General features: G+C 67.8%; 17 protein-coding genes and 1 pseudogene. 14 read left to right on the forward strand and 4 right to left on the reverse strand.

Annotation, left to right across the window (positions count from 1 at the left end):
• Positions 1-38: 38 nt before the first annotated feature.
• On the reverse strand, positions 39-1,928 hold the full coding sequence (gene parE / locus AC1DGC_RS09770; protein ID WP_259204524.1) for a DNA topoisomerase IV subunit B: 1,890 nt from the start codon (positions 1,926-1,928) through the stop codon (positions 39-41).
• Positions 1,929-2,093: 165 nt separating this feature from the next.
• Between parE and AC1DGC_RS09775 the strand changes: the two genes are divergently transcribed.
• From AC1DGC_RS09775 to truD, 8 genes are all read left to right on the forward strand, one after another.
• On the forward strand, positions 2,094-2,333 hold the full coding sequence (locus AC1DGC_RS09775; RefSeq protein WP_259204526.1) for a hypothetical protein: 240 nt from the start codon (positions 2,094-2,096) through the stop codon (positions 2,331-2,333).
• 381 nt (positions 2,334-2,714) lie between these two features.
• Complete coding sequence (locus AC1DGC_RS09780) at positions 2,715-4,373, forward strand: CTP synthase (RefSeq protein WP_259204529.1); 1,659 nt, start codon at positions 2,715-2,717, stop codon at positions 4,371-4,373.
• Between the two features lie 37 nt (positions 4,374-4,410).
• Entirely contained in the window at positions 4,411-4,764 is a 354-nt protein-coding gene (locus AC1DGC_RS09785; protein ID WP_259204530.1) for a hypothetical protein, read from the forward strand.
• Positions 4,765-4,888: 124 nt separating this feature from the next.
• Positions 4,889-6,175, forward strand: a complete 1,287-nt coding sequence (eno, locus tag AC1DGC_RS09790; protein ID WP_259204532.1) for a phosphopyruvate hydratase — start codon at positions 4,889-4,891, stop codon at positions 6,173-6,175.
• 4 nt (positions 6,176-6,179) lie between these two features.
• Positions 6,180-6,530 (forward strand): cell division protein FtsB, encoded by a 351-nt coding sequence (gene ftsB, locus AC1DGC_RS09795; protein WP_259204535.1) that lies wholly within the window; start codon positions 6,180-6,182, stop codon positions 6,528-6,530.
• Complete coding sequence (gene ispD, locus AC1DGC_RS09800; protein WP_259205043.1) at positions 6,527-7,222, forward strand: 2-C-methyl-D-erythritol 4-phosphate cytidylyltransferase; 696 nt, start codon at positions 6,527-6,529, stop codon at positions 7,220-7,222. The genes ftsB and ispD overlap by 4 nt, the downstream gene beginning before the upstream one ends.
• Before the next feature lie 37 nt (positions 7,223-7,259).
• Entirely contained in the window at positions 7,260-7,757 is a 498-nt protein-coding gene (gene ispF / locus AC1DGC_RS09805) for a 2-C-methyl-D-erythritol 2,4-cyclodiphosphate synthase (protein ID WP_478047744.1), read from the forward strand.
• Positions 7,754-8,791, forward strand: a complete 1,038-nt coding sequence (gene truD, locus AC1DGC_RS09810) for a tRNA pseudouridine(13) synthase TruD (protein ID WP_478047745.1) — start codon at positions 7,754-7,756, stop codon at positions 8,789-8,791. Before ispF ends, truD begins: the two co-directional genes overlap by 4 nt.
• Positions 8,792-9,687: 896 nt before the next feature.
• On the opposite strand, the gene AC1DGC_RS09815 is transcribed toward truD, so the two are convergent.
• The gene (locus AC1DGC_RS09815) at positions 9,688-10,227 is read right to left on the reverse strand and encodes a Smr/MutS family protein (protein ID WP_259204560.1); all 540 of its coding nucleotides are present in this window, start codon (positions 10,225-10,227) and stop codon (positions 9,688-9,690) included.
• Between the two features lie 187 nt (positions 10,228-10,414).
• On the opposite strand from AC1DGC_RS09815, the gene surE reads away from it, so the two are divergent.
• The 4 genes and pseudogenes from surE to AC1DGC_RS09835 all read left to right on the forward strand — a co-directional run bounded on the left by surE (position 10,415) and on the right by AC1DGC_RS09835 (position 13,283).
• Positions 10,415-11,194: a 5'/3'-nucleotidase SurE gene (gene surE / locus AC1DGC_RS09820; RefSeq protein WP_478047746.1), complete on the forward strand. Its 780-nt coding sequence runs from the start codon at positions 10,415-10,417 to the stop codon at positions 11,192-11,194.
• Positions 11,191-11,868 (forward strand): protein-L-isoaspartate(D-aspartate) O-methyltransferase, encoded by a 678-nt coding sequence (locus tag AC1DGC_RS09825; protein WP_478047747.1) that lies wholly within the window; start codon positions 11,191-11,193, stop codon positions 11,866-11,868. The genes surE and AC1DGC_RS09825 overlap by 4 nt, the downstream gene beginning before the upstream one ends.
• A 19-nt stretch (positions 11,869-11,887) precedes the next feature.
• A complete protein-coding gene (locus AC1DGC_RS09830) occupies positions 11,888-12,502 on the forward strand; it encodes a YqaA family protein (protein WP_394164457.1) in 615 nt (204 codons plus the stop codon).
• Positions 12,499-13,283 (forward strand): annotated as a pseudogene (locus AC1DGC_RS09835) (peptidoglycan DD-metalloendopeptidase family protein). Before AC1DGC_RS09830 ends, AC1DGC_RS09835 begins: the two are co-directional and overlap by 4 nt.
• 97 nt (positions 13,284-13,380) lie before the next feature.
• Here AC1DGC_RS09835 and AC1DGC_RS09840 read toward each other — a convergent pair.
• Together AC1DGC_RS09840 and yhbY are read right to left on the reverse strand one after the other, a co-directional pair.
• Positions 13,381-13,755, reverse strand: coding sequence for an Mth938-like domain-containing protein (locus tag AC1DGC_RS09840; protein ID WP_478047748.1), 375 nt, complete (start codon positions 13,753-13,755; stop codon positions 13,381-13,383).
• A 14-nt stretch (positions 13,756-13,769) separates the two neighbouring features.
• A complete protein-coding gene (yhbY, locus tag AC1DGC_RS09845) occupies positions 13,770-14,075 on the reverse strand; it encodes a ribosome assembly RNA-binding protein YhbY (RefSeq protein WP_259204588.1) in 306 nt (101 codons plus the stop codon).
• 65 nt (positions 14,076-14,140) lie between these two features.
• Between yhbY and rlmE the strand changes: the two genes are divergently transcribed.
• On the forward strand, positions 14,141-14,773 hold the full coding sequence (rlmE, locus tag AC1DGC_RS09850) for a 23S rRNA (uridine(2552)-2'-O)-methyltransferase RlmE (protein ID WP_259204595.1): 633 nt from the start codon (positions 14,141-14,143) through the stop codon (positions 14,771-14,773).
• 53 nt (positions 14,774-14,826) lie between these two features.
• On the forward strand, positions 14,827-16,773 hold the full coding sequence (gene ftsH, locus AC1DGC_RS09855) for an ATP-dependent zinc metalloprotease FtsH (protein ID WP_259204603.1): 1,947 nt from the start codon (positions 14,827-14,829) through the stop codon (positions 16,771-16,773).
• Positions 16,774-16,870: the final 97 nt, after the last annotated feature.

Genomic DNA, 16,870 nt, shown 5'->3' on the forward strand with positions numbered 1-16,870 from the left:
CCGGGATGGCGGGCTCCTCTGCAGCGGTCAGGCGACTCTCAGACTTCAAGCGATGCCAGGTCGCCCTTGTTCTCCAGCCACTGCTTGCGGTCGCTGGCGCGCTTCTTGGCCAGCAGCATGTCCATCAGCGAATGGGTCTGCTCGCCATCATCGATCGTCAACTGCACCAGGCGGCGCGTATCGGGATGGATGGTCGACTCGCGCAGCTGCGGCGGATTCATCTCGCCCAGGCCCTTGAAGCGGGTCACGCTCACGGTGCCCTTGATCTTCTCGCGCTCGATCTTGTCCAGCATGGTGCGCTTTTCTTCTTCATCCAGCGCGTAGAACACCTGCTTGCCCACGTCGATGCGGAACAGCGGCGGCATCGCCACGAACACGTGGCCAGCATCCACCAAGGCCGGGAAGTGCTTGAGGAACAGCGCGGTCAGCAGCGTGGCGATATGCAGGCCGTCCGAGTCGGCGTCGGCCAGGATCACCACCTTGCCGTAGCGCAGCCCGGTGATGTCGTCCTTGCCCGGGTCGCAGCCGATCGCGATCGCCAGGTTGTGCACTTCTTCCGACGCCAGCACGCTGCCCGAGGACACTTCCCAGGTGTTCAGGATCTTGCCGCGCAGCGGCATGATCGCCTGGAAGTCCTTGTCGCGGGCCTGCTTGGCGCTGCCGCCGGCCGAGTCGCCTTCCACCAGGAACAGCTCGGTGCGCGACAGGTCCTGGCTGATGCAGTCGGCCAGCTTGCCGGGCAGGGCAGGGCCCTGGGTGACCTTCTTGCGGGTCACCAGCTTTTCGGTCTTCAGGCGCGCGCTGGCGCGCTCGATGGCCAGCTGGGCGATCTTCTCGCCCATCTCCACGTTCTGGTTGAGCAGCAGGCTGAAGGCATCGTGCGCGGCACCTTCGACGAAACCGGCGGCCTGGCGCGAGGACAGGCGCTCCTTGGTCTGGCCGCTGAACTGCGGGTCGGTCATCTTCAGCGACAGCACGAAGGCGACCCGGTCCCACACGTCTTCCGGGGCCAGCTTGACCCCGCGCGGCAACAGGTTGCGGAAATCGCAGAACTCGCGCAGCGCTTCGGTCAGGCCGGTGCGCAGTCCGTTGGCGTGGGTGCCGTGCTGGGCCGTCGGGATCAGGTTGACGTAGCTTTCCTGGACCAGTTCGCCCTCGGGAATCCAGGCCAAGGCCCAGTCCACCACCTCGTTTTCCTTCTTCAGGTGACCCACGAACAGGTCGGCCGGCAGCATCTCGCGCTCGCCCAGCTCGGCCTTCAGGTAGTCGCTCAGGCCATCTTCGTAGTACCAGGTGTCCTGCTCGTCGGTGGCTTCATCGCGAAGCTTCACGGTCAGGCCCGGGCACAGCACCGCCTTGGCGCGCAGCAGGTGGCGAAGCGCGCGCAGGTTGTACTTGGGCGTGTCGAAGTACTTCGGGTCGGCCCAGAAGCGCACGCGGGTACCGGTGTTCTTCTTGCCGACGCTGCCGACCACTTCCAGCGGGGTGGCGCGGTCGCCGTTGCGGAAGGTGATGCGGTGTTCGCTGCCGTCACGCTTGATGTGCACCTCGACCAGGGTCGAGAGCGCATTGACCACGCTGACGCCCACGCCATGCAGGCCGCCGGAGAAGGTGTAGTTCTTGTTGTTGAACTTGCCGCCCGCGTGCAGGCGGGTGAGGATCAGTTCGACACCGGGGATCTTCTCCTCGGGGTGGATGTCCACGGGCATGCCGCGGCCGTCATCGCTGACCTCGCAGCTGCCATCCTTGTACAGGGTGACCTCGACCGTACGGGCATGCCCGGCCAGGGCTTCGTCGACGGCATTGTCGATGACTTCCTGCGCCAGATGGTTCGGGCGCGCGGTGTCGGTGTACATGCCGGGGCGGCGCTTGACCGGGTCCAGGCCGGACAGGACTTCAATATCGGCGGCGTTATAGCGGGCGTTCATCTGTCTTCATAAAGCGCAAAGCGACGGCGAAGTTTGCGGTCTGGACGGTTTTTTTGCACGCCACACGTTCAGGGGCCGGCCGACCGGGGTTGGATAGACTGTGCGTGGTGGAAACCGGGCCCCCCGGCAACCCCATCCCAAGCCGAGACCGCGAGGAGTGACCCCATGAAGAAGTTGCTGACCGTCATCGCCATTGCCGCCGCCGTCGTGGCCGTGCCGCTGGCCATGGCCCAGAACGCCGGACAGGGCCAGCCCACGCCGCAGCAGGGCGAGCAGGCCGACAAGGCGCAGTCCGAGGCCGATGCCAAGGCCAAGCGCCGGGCCCAGGCCACCGCCGAGATGAAGGCCAGGGGCGAACAGGCCCCGCAGAAGGAAGAAGAGGAAGAAGCCAGGAAGAAGCGCTGACCCCTTCCGACCGCGTCATGGACGCCCCGGCACTGCCGGGGCGTCTTTTTTTTGTGAAGGGCGCACGCCAGTGCTTGGGCTTGTGGCCTCCAATCTGTAAACTAGCGCTTTCCGGGAGCAGTACGTGTCATCCATCAGCGAATGGACTGGCCTGATCGTGCGCGATCGCCAGCAGGGTAGGCAGAAGGTGACGGTCCGTTCAGCGACCGGCACGGCCAACCCGACCTCGCCGACCGGCCTGCCTGCTGCCCCCCTGATCCCGTCCCTGGCGCGTGTAGTGCCCGCAGCCAACGGCCCGATCGCCCCCATTTTCCCCTTCACGCCGTCCGTCGCCCCCCGCGCCGGAGTCGTTTCCCCCTTCCTGACAGGACACCCCCAGCCATGACTCCCTTGATCTTCGTAACCGGCGGCGTAGTGTCCTCGCTCGGCAAAGGTATTGCCGCCGCGTCGCTTGCCGCCATCCTCGAAGCCCGTGGCCTGACCGTCACGATGATGAAGCTCGACCCGTACATCAACGTCGATCCGGGCACCATGAGCCCGTTCCAGCACGGCGAGGTGTACGTCACCGACGACGGCGCCGAGACCGACCTGGACCTGGGCCACTACGAGCGTTTCGTGCGGACCCGCCTGAGCCGCAAGAACTCGGTCACCACCGGCCGCATCTACGAGAACGTGATCCGCAAGGAGCGCCGCGGCGACTACCTGGGCGCCACCGTGCAGGTCATCCCGCACATCACCGATGAAATCCGCCGCTGCATGGATGAAGCCACCGAAGGCTTCGACGTGGCCCTGGTGGAGATCGGTGGCACCGTCGGCGACATCGAATCGCTGCCGTTCCTGGAGGCGATACGCCAGGTGCGCACCGAGCGTGGGCCGGAGAAGGCCCTGTTCATGCACCTCACCCTGGTGCCGTACATCGCCGCCGCCGGCGAACTGAAGACCAAGCCGACCCAGCACTCGGTCAAGGAACTGCGCTCGATCGGCATCCAGCCGGACGTGCTGCTGTGCCGCTCCGAGCAGGTGGTGCCGGATTCGGAGCGCCGCAAGATCGCCCAGTTCACCAACGTGTCCGAGCGCGCGGTGATCAGCGTGCCCGACGTGGACGTGCTGTACCGCATCCCGATGGGCCTGCACGCGCAGGGCCTGGACGAGATCGTCATCAACCAGCTCAAGCTCGCCGACAAGGCCGGCCCGGCCGACCTGCACGAGTGGGAAGCAGCGGTGGATGCCACCCTGCACCCGCTGGACGAGGTCACCATCGCGGTGGTGGGCAAGTACGTGGACCACCAGGACGCCTACAAGTCGGTCGGCGAGGCCCTCAAGCACGGCGGCCTGCGCCAGCGCACCCGGGTCAACCTGAAGTGGCTCGAAGCCCAGGACCTGGAAGGCACCGACATGGGCGCGCTGAAGGACGTCGACGGCATCCTCGTGCCCGGCGGCTTCGGCGACCGCGGTTTCGAAGGCAAGGTGCTCACCTCGCAGTTCGCCCGTGAGCAGAACGTGCCGTACTTCGGCATCTGCTACGGCATGCAGGCCGCGGTGGTCGATTTCGCCCGCCACGTGGCCGGGCTGGACGGGGCCAACAGCACCGAGAACGACCGCCAGTCGCCGAACCCGGTGATCGGCCTGATCACCGAGTGGCGCACCGCCACCGGCGACGTGGAGAAGCGCGACGACAAGAGCGACCTCGGCGGCACCATGCGCCTGGGCCTGCAGGAGCAGCGGCTCAAGCCGGGCACGCTGGCCCGCGCGCTGTACGGCAAGGACGTGGTCTCCGAACGCCATCGCCACCGCTACGAGTTCAACAACCGCTACCGCACCCAGCTGGAAGATGCCGGGCTGGTGATCGCCGGCAAGTCGATGGACGACACCCTGGTGGAAGTCATCGAGCTGCCGCGCGACCAGCACCCGTGGTTCCTGGCCTGTCAGGCCCATCCCGAGTTCCTGTCCACCCCGCGCGAAGGCCACCCGCTGTTCATCGGCTTCATCCGCGCCGCGCGTGAGCGCAAGGCCGGTGGCGCCCTGGAAGCAGGCGCCTGACCGCGCCATGGCGCGGCCGCCCGCGCGGGCGGCCCGCATGAGCCAGGACCCGTGGGCGGCGCTGGAAGCGCGCCGCCAGCGCCGGCACTGGCGCCAGTGGCCGTGGGGCTGGGCCGCACTGCTGCTGTCCTTCGGCGCCTGGGTGTGCACCTTCATGCTGACGGTGCTGGTGATGGCCAGCGTCGGCATGCCCGGTGACGGCAGTCACGCCATGCAGGCCACCGCGCCCTATCTGTACATCACCCTGGCGCTGGGCGGGACCGCCCTGCTGGGCAGCGTGATCGCCAGCGTGCTGGCCCTGCGCCTGCGCCGCCAGGCCGGTGGCGGCGTGTCCGCGCTGGTGCTCGACGCGCTGCTGTTGGCGGTGCTGCTCGCTCCTGCGCTGTTGTAGACGCGCGCCGCCTGCCAGGCCGCACGCCGATTTGGCAAGCGGCAGGTGGATGGCGATAATCACGCGGCAGCTTTTCAGCGCTACTTTTTGGCGTTTCCCCTTCCTGACTGGTAACCGGCCCGCTATGACCACGATCCGCAGCATCCACGCCCGTGAAATCCTCGACAGCCGTGGCAATCCCACGCTGGAAGCCGATGTCATCCTCGAGGACGGTTCGTTCGGCCGCGCCGCGGTTCCCTCCGGCGCCTCGACCGGCTCCAAGGAAGCGGTCGAGCTGCGTGACGGCGACAAGACCCGTTACCTGGGCAAGGGCGTGCGCAACGCCGTGGCCAACGTCAACACCACCATCGCCAACGCGCTCAAGGGCTACGACGCCGCCGACCAGGACGCCCTGGATCGCCGCCTGATCGACCTGGACGGCACCGAGAACAAGGGCCGGCTGGGCGCCAACGCGCTGCTGGCCGTGTCCATGGCCAATGCCCATGCCGCCGCCGCGTCCAACAAGCAGGCGCTGTGGCAGTACCTGGCCAAGGGCCGCGACGTGACCCTGCCGGTGCCGATGATGAACATCATCAACGGCGGCGCGCATGCCGACAACAACGTCGACTTCCAGGAGTTCATGGTCCTGCCGGTCGGTTTCACCTCGTTCTCCGAAGCGCTGCGCGCCGGCACCGAAATCTTCCATTCGCTCAAGTCCGTGCTCAAGGGCCATGGCCTGAGCACCGCCGTGGGCGACGAAGGCGGCTTCGCGCCGGACTTCCGCAGCAACGTCGAGGCGCTGGACACCATCCTGGAGGCGATCGGCAAGGCCGGCTACACCGCCGGTGAAGACGTGCTGCTGGGCCTGGACGTGGCCTCCAGCGAGTTCTACGAGAACGGCAAGTACAACCTGGTGGGCGAGAACAAGCGCCTGACCTCCGAGCAGTTCGTCGACTTCCTGGCCGACTGGGCTGCCCAGTACCCGATCATCACCATCGAAGACGGCCTGGCCGAGAACGACTGGGCCGGCTGGAAGCTGCTCACCGACCGCATCGGCAGCAAGGTGCAGCTGGTCGGCGACGACCTGTTCGTGACCAACCCGAAGATCTTCAAGGAAGGCATCGCGTCGGGCACCGCCAACGCCATCCTGATCAAGGTCAACCAGATCGGCACCCTGACCGAGACCCTGGAAGCGATCGCGATGGCGCACGACGCCAACTACGCGGCCGTGGTCTCGCACCGTTCGGGCGAAACCGAAGACACCACCATCGCCGACATCGCCGTGGCCACCACCGCCACCCAGATCAAGACCGGCTCGCTGTGCCGCAGCGACCGCGTGGCCAAGTACAACCAGCTGCTGCGCATCGAAGAAGCCCTTGGTGCCGGTGCGCGTTACGCCGGTCGCGACGCGTTTGTGTCGCTGAAGCGCTGATCCCATGCGCAACTGGCGCTGGATGCTGCTGCTGCTCGCGCTGCTGCTGGCGTGGCTGCAGTACCGCTTCTGGTTCGGCCCGGGCAATTCAGGGGAAGTGATGGCCCTGGAGGCCCAGGTCGCCAGCCAGCAGCGTGACAACGCCGGTCTGCAACAGCGCAACGACGCGCTCGCCGCCGAGGTCAAGGATCTCAAGGAAGGCCAGGCGGCGATCGAGGAGCGCGCGCGCAGCGAGCTGGGCATGATCAAGCCCGGCGAGAAGTTCTACCGCGTGGTCGAAGATGCCCCGGTCGCGCCTGCGCGCGCACCGGTGGCGCCGGTCGATCCGGATGCACCGCACCAGGAGGTGCCCTGATGGGCACGGTATGGGCGGTGGTGCCGGCGGCCGGTCGCGGCACCCGCTTCGGCGGAGAGACCCCCAAGCAGTACCTGGTCGCGGGCGACCGGGTGCTGCTGGCGCACACGTTGGAGGCCCTGTTGTCGCACCCGGTCGTGGCCGGCGTGATGGTCGTGGTCGCCGAGGGCGACACCGACTGGCCGGGCTGGCAGTCGCTGGCGGACAAGCCGATCCTGACCTGCACCGGCGGCGCCACTCGCGCCGCGTCGGTGCTGGCCGGGCTGCAGGCCTTGCCGGACAGCGTGCGTGCCGATGATTTCGTGCTGGTCCACGACGCGGCGCGGCCCAACCTGGCCGCCGCCGACCTGGGCCGGCTGCTGGAAGTAGGGCGCAACGACCCGGTCGGGGCGATCCTGGCCGCGCCGGTACGCGACACCCTCAAGCGGGCCGGCGATGACGGTGGCATCGATGCCACCGAACCCCGTGCGCGCCTGTGGCGTGCGCTGACCCCGCAACTGTTCCGTCGCCACCAGTTGGCGCGCGCGCTGCAGGAGGCCGCCGCCGCCGGGATCGAGGTGACCGACGACGCCATGGCGATGGAGCGGCAGGGGCTGCGCCCATTGCTGGTGGAAGGCAGCGAGGACAACTTCAAGGTCACCACGCCGGCCGACCTGTCCCGATTCGAATTCGAGCTGTCGCGCCGCGGATGACCCTCCGCGCGCGGCGCCACAACCGCAGGTCCTTGTCATGAACACCGCTCTTTTTCCCCCGGTCCGGATCGGACAGGGCTACGACGTCCACGCCTTCGGCGAGGGCGACCACATCATGCTCGGCGGCGTGCGCGTCGCGCACGAGCGCGGCGTGCTGGCGCACAGCGATGGCGATGTGATCCTGCACGCGCTCTGCGATGCGATGCTCGGCGCGCTGTCGCTGGGTGACATCGGCCAGCACTTCCCGCCGTCGGACATGCGCTGGAAGGACGCGGACAGCAGCCAGTTCCTGGCGCATTGCAACGGCCTGCTGCGCGAGCGTGGCTGGCAGGTCGGCAACACCGATATCACCGTCATCTGCGAGCGGCCCAAAGTGGGCCCGCATGCGCCGGCCATGCGCGAGCGCATCGCCGCGCTGCTGGGGGTCGCGCTGGATGCGGTCAGCGTCAAGGCCACCACCTCGGAGAAGCTGGGCTTCACCGGGCGCGGTGAAGGCATCGCCGCCCAGGCCGTCGTGCTGCTGGTGGCGCTGTGATCCCGTTGCCGCTGGCGTTTGGCGCGCCCCTGCTGAGCGCGAAGATCCGCAGCGTCCCCGAGGATTTCCAGGTCGATGAACTGCCGGCCTTCGAGCCGAGCGGGGAGGGCGAGCACCTGCTGCTGACTCTCCGCAAGCGCGGGGCCAACACCGTGCACGTGGCCAAGGTGCTGGCGAAGTGGGCCGGGTTGCCGGAAATGGCAGTGAGCTATGCCGGCATGAAGGACCGCCATGCGGTGACCACCCAGCGCTTCAGCGTGCACCTGCCCAAGCGCGTCGCGCCGGATCCGGCCTTGTTGGCATCCGATGAGATCGAGGTGGTCGAGGCGACCTGGCACAACCGCAAGCTGCAGCGCGGTGCGCTGGCCGGCAATCGCTTCAAGCTGGTGCTGCGCGACGTGCGCGGAGAGGCGGCGGCCATCGAGGAGCGCGTGTCGCTGATCGCCGCGCGCGGCCTGCCCAACTGGTTCGGCGAACAGCGCTTCGGGCGCGACGGCGGCAACGTGCCGGCGGCGCTGGCGATGTTCGGCGGCCGACGCGTGCGCCCGGACCAGCGGTCACTGCTGTTGTCGGCGGCACGCTCGGCGCTGTTCAACCAGGTGCTGGCCGAGCGCGTCGCGCAGGGCAACTGGGACACCCCGCTGGACGGAGAGGTGTGGATGCTGGATGGGAGCCGCAGCGTGTTCGGCCCCGAGCCGTGGACCGACCTGCTGGCGGATCGCCTGGCGCGTTTCGACATCCATCCCAGCGGACCGTTGTGGGGCGAGGGCGAGCTGCGCAGTACCGGTGCGGCTGCCGCACTGGAGCTGGGGGCGATCAACGACGAGCAGTCACGTGCCCTGCGTACCGGGCTGGAGGGCGCGCGCCTGAAGCAGGAGCGCCGCGCGCTGCGCCTGCGTCCGGCGATGCTGCAGCACGCCTGGTTGCAGCCGGACGTGCTGGAACTCAGCTTCGCGCTGCCGCCCGGCTGCTATGCCACCGCCGTGCTGCATGAGCTGGGCCCGGTGCAGGATGCCAGCCAGGCCGACGCCTGACCCGGTAGAGCCGACCGTTGGTCGGCTGCGCGCGGTGCGTGGCGTCTTGGTGCCGGAGTGGAATGCAGCCGACCAACGGTCGGCTCTACGCGCGAGAGGCGCGTGCCAAGCCACGTCGGATCCGCGCTCCAATCCGCGCCCGATGCGACCAGACCCCGATCCGATCCGACCCCGATGCGCGATCCGCGATCGGAACCCGGGTAGAGCCGACCGTTGGTCGGCTGCGCGCGGCGCGTGGGTTCTCGGTATCGGGGTGGGATGCAGCCGACCAACGGTCGGCTCTACGCGCGAGATGCGCGTCCCGAGCCACGCCCGATCTGCACCCGGTCCGCCTCCGATCCGCCTCCGATCCGCCTCCGATCCGAACCCGATCCGAACCCGATCCGAACCCGATCCCGCACCCGATCCGAACCCCGGTAGAGCCGACCGTCGGTCGGCTGCGCGCGGCGTGTGGCTTCTCGGTATCGGAGCGGAATGCAGCCGACCAACGGTCGGCTCTACGCGCGAGATGCGCGTCCCGAGCCACGTCCGATCCACACCCGATCCGAACCCGATCCGCACCCGATCCGAACCCCGGTAGAGCCGACCGTCGGTCGGCTGCGCGCGGCGTGTGGCTTCTCGGTATCGGAGCAGAATGCAGCCGACCAACGGTCGGCTCTACGCGCAGATGTGCGTCCCGAGCCACGCCCGATCCGCGTCCGATCCACGCACGATCCGAACCCGATCCGCGTCCGGTCCGCACCCGATGCGCACCCGATCTGCGTCCCGATCTGCGTCCCGATCCGCACCCGATCCGCGTCCCGATCCGAACCCGGGTAGAGCCGACCGTTGGTCGGCTGCGCGAGGTGCGTGGCGTCTTGGTGCCGGAGTGGAATGCAGCCGACCAACGGTCGGCTCTACCGATTGCTCAGCAACACCAGCACCGCGCCGGTGCCGCCTTGCCCGGCTGGCGCCGAATGGAATGCCAGCACATCGTTGCGCTGACGCAGCAGGCGATCGACCAGGTTCTTCAACACTGGCGCGCCGCCATCGGACTGCAGGCCCTTGCCATGGATGATGCGCACGCAGCCGTACTCGTGTGCGTGCGCTTCGAGCAGGAATTGGCGGAGCAGGTTTTCCGCCTGCACTACCGTGGCGCCGTGCAGGTCCAGCTCGTCCTGCACCGAGTACTGCCCCCGCTTGAGCCGCTGGAACATCCGCGCCGGCAGGGTGTCGCGCCGGTAGCTGGCGGTGTCGCCGGCCTCCAGCGGCGCGCTGTCGCGCAGCAGTCGCGCGAATTCGCCGCGCGCTTCGTCGTCGTCACGTTCGGCCATGCGCGCGCGCGGTTTCGGCTTCGGCGTGGGCGGCGGCGCGGCCGCCGGCTTGCGCAGCGGCTTGACCTCACCGATCGCCGAACGGAACAGGGCGGCGGGGTCTTCGTCTTCAGAATGTGACATGCGTACAGCCTACTGCCATGGCACGGCCGCTGCCTACCGTCGCCGGGGTAGGCCGATCTGCCCGCTTGCGGCACAATAGCTGACGCACTTGCGCGGTCGACCCGCCCCATCTGGGGCCGCGCCGGCTCCGCCAACGCTGGAAAGTGATGGAATCGAAGTCTTGAAAAATCAAGCGGTTAAATCGCAGATGCGGATTCTGGTCAGCAACGACGATGGCGTCGACGCGCCGGGGATCAGGATGCTTGCCTCGGTATTGCGTGACGCAGGGCATGAGGTGACGGTGTTCGCGCCGGATCGCGACCGCTCCGGTGCCAGCAACTCGCTCACCCTGGACCTGCCGATCCGGCTCAAGCGCATCGACCACTACACCTGTTCGGTGGCGGGCACCCCGACCGACTGCGTGCACCTGGCACTCACCGGCGTGCTCGAGTACGAACCGGACATCGTGGTCTCCGGCATCAACAACGCGGCCAACCTGGGCGATGACGTCATCTACTCCGGCACCGTGTCGGCGGCGATGGAAGGTCGGTTCCTGGGGTTGCCGGCGGTGGCGATGTCGCTGGTGACGCACAACCACGAGCCGCGCAACTTCGAGACCGCCGCGCGCGCCGCCGTGGAGATCGTGACCCGGCTCAAGGCCGATCCGCTGCCGGCCGACACCATCCTCAACGTCAACGTGCCGGACCTGCCGTGGAGCCAGATCCGCGGCTTCGAGGTGACCCGCCTGGGCAACCGTCACCGCGCCGAAGGCTGCATCGCCCAGCGTGACCCGCGCGGCAACGAGGTGTTCTGGATCGGGCCGGCCGGGCGCGAGCAGGATTCGGGCCCGGGGACCGATTTCCACGCCGTGCGCAGTGGCTACATCTCCATCACCCCGATCCAGGTCGATCTCACCCGTTACCAGGCGCTGGAAAAGGTGGCCAGTTGGGTCGGTGGCCTGACGGCTGCTCTGGACCGACCGGCATGAGCCAGCGTCTGCGCCTGCAACCTGAAGCGGTCGGCATCGGCATGACCTCCCAGCGCGTGCGCGACCGCCTGGTCGAACGCCTGCGCGAGGCCGGCATCGTCGACGAGGACACGCTCAACGCGATCCGCGTGGTGCCGCGGCACCTGTTCATCGACGAGGCACTGGCCTCGCGCGCGTATGAAGACACCGCGCTGCCGATCGGCCATGGGCAGACCATCTCCCAGCCCTGGGTGGTGGCGCGCATGACCGAGGCGGTGCTGCAGTCGGCGCCGAAGAACGTGCTGGAGGTGGGCACCGGCTCCGGTTACCAGGCCGCCATCCTGGGCGCGCTTGGGCTGGAGGTCTACACCGTCGAACGCATCGGCGACCTGCTGCGCCAGGCGCGCAAGCGCTTCCGCGCGCTGGGCATGAATATCCGCACCAAGCACGACGACGGCCGGGTCGGCTGGGCCGAGCATGGCCCGTTCGACGCGATCGTGGTCACCGCCGCCGCCCCGGCGCTGGTGGATGCGCTGATCGAGCAGTTGGCGGTCGGCGGGCGGCTGGTGGCGCCGGTCGGCGGGCCGGGCGCGCAGTCGCTGGTGCAACTGACCCGCCGCATCGACGGCAGCATCGAACACCAGGTGCTGGCGCCGGTCACGTTCGTGCCGCTGCTGTCTGGCATGCTGGATTGATTCACAGGAGCGTGGCGTCATGAAGATCTTTGGTCCGCTGTACGAGCGGGCGATGAAATGGGCCGCGCACGAGCGCGCGCCCACCTATTTGACGGTGTTGAGCTTCATCGAGGCGATCATCTTCCCGGTGATGCCCGAGGTGATGCTGGCGCCGATGTGCGTGGCCCAGCCAAAGCGCGGCTGGTGGTTCGCCACGCTGAGCCTGGCCGGCTCGATGGCCGGTGCGCTGGTCGGCTACGCATTGGGGCATTTTGCCTTCGAGGCGCTCAAGCCGGTGTTCGCCGCGCTGGGGATGCTGCCGAGCATCGAAGGCGGCATCGCGGTGGTGCAGGCCAAGATGGCCGAGTCGCCGTGGGCGGTGTTCACCTTCCTGGTGCTGGGCGGCTTCATGCCGATCCCGATGAAGGTCTTCACCTGGGCATCGGGTATCGTCGGCGTGCCGCTGCCGCAGTACTTCCTGAGCATGTTGATCGGCCGGGGCAAGCGCGTATTCGTGCTGGCCGCGGTCATCCGTATTGGTGGCCCGCGCGCGGAAGCTGCGCTGCGGCGTTGGATTGAACCGCTGGGCTGGATCGCGACCGTGCTGGTCGTGGCGCTGGTCGCCTGGCTAGTCTGGAGGTCGAAGTTCGCATGAGTGCTGATCGTTTGAGCAGGGGGTTGCGTGCTGGCACGCTGGTGCTGGCCGTGGCCATGCTGAGTGCGTGCGGCACCGCCACCGTGGTGAAGCCGGCGCCGGGCGGCCGCGGCGTGCACACCACGCCGCAGACCTCGGTGGCCAAGCCGGGCCAGACCGCCGTGGTACGGCGGGGCGACACGCTTTACGCGCTGGCCCGTATCCACAACATCACCCCGCGCGACCTGGCCGCCTGGAACAGCCTGGCCGAGCCGTACACGATCTACCCGGGGCAGACGCTGAAGCTGTACCCCGGCGGTGCCACGCCGGGTCGCGTGGTCGCGTGCCCACCACGGTGGTGACCGCGCCGCGTCCAGGCACCGCGCCCACGCCGGCGCCCACGCCGTCGCCGACGACCGCGATCAAGAGCAACATCAGTTGGCGCTGGCCGGCCGATGGCGCGCTGGTCGGCAAGTTCGTCGGCGCCGACGTGACCAAGCAGGGCGTGGACATCGCCGGCAGCAGCGGCCAGCCGGTGCGGGCCACGGCCCCGGGCGTGGTGGTGTACTCCGGTGCCGGCCTGGTCGGCTTCGGCGAGTTGATCATCATCAAGCACAGCGACCAGTGGCTGTCGGCCTATGGCCACAACCGCAAGCGCCTGGTCAACGAGGGCCAGAGCGTGAAGGCGGGCGAGCAGATCGCCGAGATGGGCCGCACCGGGACCACCCGCGACATGCTGCACTTCGAGATCCGCTACAACGGCAAGCCGGTCGACCCGCTGCTGTACCTGCCGCCGCGGTAACCGATCGGCCGGGGCAGCCACCCATCGGTGGCTGGGCCCGCGCGGCCCACGAAAAAGGCCGCCATTGGCGGCCTTTTCTGAACGGAATCAGCGCATTTCAACCGGTCAGGATGAAGGCCGCCGCCACCTTGCGGCCTTCGCCGGCCAGGATGTTGAAGGTACGGGCCGCAGCCGGGTTGTTCATCACTTCCAGGCCGATACCACGGGTGAGGCAGGCGGCGATCACCGCGGCGGGCGGGAACACCTGGGTCGCTCCGGTACCCAGCACTACCAGCGCGGGGTTCAGGGCCAGCACCGGCTGCAGGTGTTCCGGGGTCAGCGCCGAGATATCGGCCACCGGCCAGGCTTCGATCAGCGTGTCCGGGGTCAGCACGAAGCTGCTGGCCAGGGTGCGGTCATTCACCTTCGCGGTGCGGCCATCGGCAGCGCGCAGCGCGTAAGCGTAATCGGGCAGTTCGTGGCTCAGTTGCATCTCGGATTCCCGGATCAGCCGCGCGGCAGGACGATCTGGCGCTGTTCCTTGCTCGGGCGGTACAGCACGGCCACATGGCCGATGCGCTGCACCAGGGCGCTGCCGGAGGCGGCGGCAAGCTCGGCGATCATGGCGTCGCGGGCATCGCGGTCTTCGGCGGCCACCTTCACCTTGATCAGCTCGTGGCGTTCCAGAACTTCGTCCAGTTCGGCCAGGAAGGCCGGGGTGACCCCCTTGCCGCCGATCTGCAGCAGGGCTTTCAGATCATGGGCATGGCCGCGGAGGAAGCGGGTCTGGGCAGAGGTCAGGGCAATAGACATTCAGGAACAAGCGGTTAACTGGGGCGATCAGGGTATCATGACCACCCGTTCCGGCCCTATTACCAATGGCTTCCCGTAGCAAGAGCAGTCAACGCTGGTTGAAAGAACACTTTTCCGACCCCTTCGTGAAGAAGGCCCAGGCAGAGGGCATGCGCTCGCGCGCGGCCTACAAGCTGGAGGAGCTGCTCGAGCGTGACCGGCTGCTGAAGCCGCACATGGTGGTGGTCGACCTCGGCGCCGCGCCGGGGGGCTGGTCCCAGCAGGTCCGGCGCCAGATCGGCGACACCGGCCGGGTGCTGGCCCTGGACATCCTGGAGATGCCGCCGCTGGCCGGCGTGGAGTTCCTTCACGGTGACTTCAGGGAGCAAACCGTCCTATCGGAGTTCGAGGCGATGCTGGGGGATCAGCCGGTAGACCTTGTGCTGTCGGATATGGCCCCCAATAAAAGTGGTATGGACGCGGTCGACCAACCGCGGATGATGCACCTGGCGGAGTTGGCGTTGGATTTTGCCGACAACCATCTCAAGCCGGGTGGCGCGTTCCTGATCAAGCTGTTCCAGGGCGTGGGCTTTGACGACTACGTGCGCGAGATGCGCCGTCGGTACGACAAGGTGGTCATCCGCAAGCCGGAAGCGTCCCGCAAGCGCTCCCCCGAGGTGTATGCCCTGGGGCGGGGCAAACGCGCGCAGATCAAGTAAGCTCAACCATACGAATCGCGTCAGGAATTAGAGGAACACCGGAGCCAATGAGGATGAACGACTTGACCAAGAACCTCCTGCTATGGGTGGTCGTCGCCGTGGTGCTGATGGTGGTGTTCCAGAGCTTCTCGCCCAAGCCGAACGGCGCGAGTGCCCAGGGCGCTACGTATTCGCAGTTCCTCGACCAGGTGGACAGCGGCAACGTCCAGAAGGTGACCTTCGCCGGGGATGTCCGCGGCGGCACCAGCCAGCTCTCCTACACCACCCGTGGCGGCCAGTCGGCCACCATCACCGCGCCCTACGATCGTGATTTGATCAACGTGCTGCGCGGCAAGAACGTGGAAATCGTCCAGGAGGAGCCGTCCAGCGGCATTTCGCTGGGCTCGATCCTGATGAACTTCCTTCCGGTGATCCTGATCATCGGCTTCTGGTTGTTCATCATGCGGCAGATGCAGGGCGGCGGTGGCGGCTCCAAGGGCGCCATGTCCTTCGGCAAGTCGCGCGCCAAGCTGCAGGGCGAAGACCAGATCAAGGTCACCTTCGCCGACGTTGCCGGTTGCGACGAAGCCAAGGAAGAGGTCGGCGAGCTGGTCGACTTCCTGCGCGACCCGACCAAGTTCACCAAGCTGGGCGGCAAGATCCCGCGCGGCGTGCTGATGGTCGGCCCGCCCGGTACCGGCAAGACCCTGCTGGCCCGCGCCATCGCCGGCGAGGCCAAGGTGCCGTTCTTCTCGATCTCCGGTTCGGACTTCGTGGAAATGTTCGTGGGCGTCGGCGCGAGCCGCGTGCGCGACATGTTCGAACAGGCCAAGAAGCAGGCGCCGTGCATCATCTTCATCGACGAAATCGACGCCGTCGGCCGTCATCGCGGTGCCGGCCTGGGTGGCGGCCATGACGAGCGCGAGCAGACCCTGAACCAGCTGCTGGTCGAGATGGATGGCTTCGAGGGAGGCGAGGGCGTGATCGTCATCGCCGCCACCAACCGTCCCGACGTGCTTGACCCGGCGCTGCTGCGCCCGGGCCGTTTCGACCGCCAGGTGGTGGTCGGCCTGGCCGACGTGCGCGGCCGCGAGCAGATCCTCAAGGTGCACATGCGCAAGCTGCCGCTGGCCGACGACGTCGAGCCGATGGTGATCGCGCGCGGTACCCCGGGTTTCTCCGGTGCGGACCTCGCAAATCTGTGCAACGAAGCGGCGCTGTTCGCCGCGCGTGGTGGCGAGAAGGAGGTCCGCATGGACCACTTCGACCGGGCCCGCGACAAGATCCTGATGGGTGCCGAGCGCCGTTCGATGGCGATGAGCGAAGAAGAGAAGACGCTCACCGCCTACCACGAGGCCGGCCATGCCATCGTCGGCCGCCTGGTGCCCGAGCACGATCCGGTCTACAAGGTCACCATCATCCCGCGCGGTCGTGCGCTGGGCGTGACCATGTACCTGCCGGAAGGCGACAAGTACTCGATGAACCGCGTCGCGATCGAATCGCAGCTGTGCTCGCTGTATGGCGGCCGCGTGGCCGAAGAGCTGATCTTCGGCACCGACAAGGTCACCACGGGTGCGTCCAACGACATCGAGCGCGCCACCAAGATGGCCCGCAACATGGTCACCAAGTGGGGCCTGTCCGACGAGCTTGGCCCGATCGCCTACGGCGAAGAGGACGATGAAGTGTTCCTCGGCCGTTCGGTGACCCAGCACAAGAGCGTCTCCGACGACACCGCCCGCCGTATCGACGAAGTGGTGCGCAGCATCCTGGACAAGGCGTACGCCCGTACCACCGAGCTGGTCACGGCCAACCTCGACAAGCTGCACACCATGTCCCAGCTGCTGCTGCAGTACGAAACCATCGACGCGCCGCAGATCGACGCCATCATGGAGGGCCGCGATCCGCCGCCGCCGATGGGCTGGAGCAAGTCGAACAAGGATGGCGGCAGCAGCAACAACAACGACAAGGGCGGCGACGCCCGTCCGGTGCCGCCCATCGCCGGTCCCGCCGAGCAGCTGTAAGCGGGCGCGGATGTGAATGGCAAAGGCCGGGGTGACCCGGCCTTTGTCGTTTCCGCGCGATAATGCGGCGCTCGTTCCTGTCCTTCGTCGCGGAGTT

Source organism: Stenotrophomonas sp. 05N37 (assembly GCF_056397365.1).